We start from the raw sequence: 1,323 nt of genomic DNA, 5'->3' as shown, positions 1-1,323 counted from the left end.
TGAGGTTCCCCCGAGATGCGAAAGATGCTGACAGCGGGTCAGATGGGACTCATGAGAGGACCCGTGACCATGGCTGCACCCCGGAAATACTCGCTGGAGTTGCGTGAGCGTGCGGTACGGATGTATCGCACCACCGAGCCGAAGCCCCAGATCAAGCAGCTGGCCGTCGATCTCGGTGTGCACCCCGAGGCCCTGCGCGGCTGGATCCGCCAGGCCGAGGCCGATGCCGGCGAGCGCGACGACCGTCTCACCAGCGACGAGCGCGCCGAGCTGGTGGCATTGCGCAAGGAGAACACCCAGCTCAAGCGGGCCAACGACGTCCTGCGGACGGCCTCGGCGTTTTTCGCGGCGCAACTCGACCCGACCCGGCCCAGGTGACGGCGCTCGTCGACGAGCATCCCCGCCTGGGAGTCGAGTGCGTACTTCGGGAACTCCATATCCCCTCCTCCACCTACTACCGCTGGCGTCGCGCAGAGAAGGAGCCCTGCGAACGGCGGCGTCGCGACGTCGAGCTGACCGAGCGGATCAAGGAGATCCACGCCGGCTCCGCCGGCGTCTACGGCTCACCGCGCGTGCACGCCGTGCTGAAACGCGAGGGCACCCCGGTGGGCCGCAAACGGGTCGAGCGCCTGATGCGTGAGGCCGACCTCGCGGGTGTGAGCCCGCGACGGAAGGGCCTCACGCGCCGCGATCCGAAGGCCACCCCGGCCCCGGACCTGGTCAACAGAGACTTCACCGCACCGGCGCCGAACCGGCTGTGGGTCACCGACCTCACGATGGTCTCCACCGGCGAGGGGCCGCTGTGGCTCTCCGCGATCCGCGACGCGTTCTCCCGCCGGGTGGTCGCGTGGGAGACCTCCGCCCGCGCGGACGCCGACCTGGTCCTGACTACGTTGGAGTACGCGCTCGCGTCCCGCGAGGTCGAGCCGGGCAAGCTCATTCACCACGCGGACCACGGCTGTCAATATACGTCCATCAAGCTCACAACCCGGCTTATGCGGGCGGGAGTTGAGGCGTCCATGGGTTCGGTCGGGGACTCGTACGACAACGCTCTCGCGGAGAACCTCTGGATGCTCATCAAAACCGAGGGCCTCCGCGGACGCACCTTCACCACCCGGGCCGAGGCCAACCTCGCGCTCTTCGAGTACATCGACGGCTTCTACAACTCGCGCCGCATCCAGGAACGGCTCGGCTTCCTCAGCCCGATCGAGTTCGAGGAGAAGCACTACACCAAGCAGGCGACGGCTGAACCGACGAACCTGGACATCCATCAACCCACTCTGACCAGCTGATCAGCACCTCCCGCACAGCGGGGGAACCTCA

General features: G+C 67.4%; 2 protein-coding genes. Both read left to right on the top strand.

Going from position 1 to position 1,323, the window contains the following annotated elements; genetic code table 11:
- Positions 1–69 precede the first annotated feature (69 nt).
- Positions 70–378 carry a transposase gene (locus tag AC07AB_RS40185; protein ID WP_478577680.1) on the top strand — a complete coding sequence of 103 codons (309 nt, stop codon included), beginning with the start codon at positions 70–72 and terminating at the stop codon, positions 376–378.
- Complete coding sequence (locus AC07AB_RS40180) at positions 375–1,292, top strand: IS3 family transposase (RefSeq protein ID WP_478577678.1); 918 nt, start codon at positions 375–377, stop codon at positions 1,290–1,292. Before AC07AB_RS40185 ends, AC07AB_RS40180 begins: the two co-directional genes overlap by 4 nt.
- The last annotated feature ends 31 nt before the right edge of the window (positions 1,293–1,323 follow it).

The sequence above is a fragment of the Streptomyces sp. NPDC044033 genome (assembly GCF_056434425.1).
This window is presented reverse-complemented; position numbering and strand designations above follow the sequence as displayed.

Bases quoted from the DNA above. Each gene is read 5' to 3' on its own strand.
- AC07AB_RS40185 (WP_478577680.1), top strand. From the start codon at position 70: ATGGCTGCACCCCGGAAATACTCGCTGGAGTTGCGTGAGCGTGCGGTA.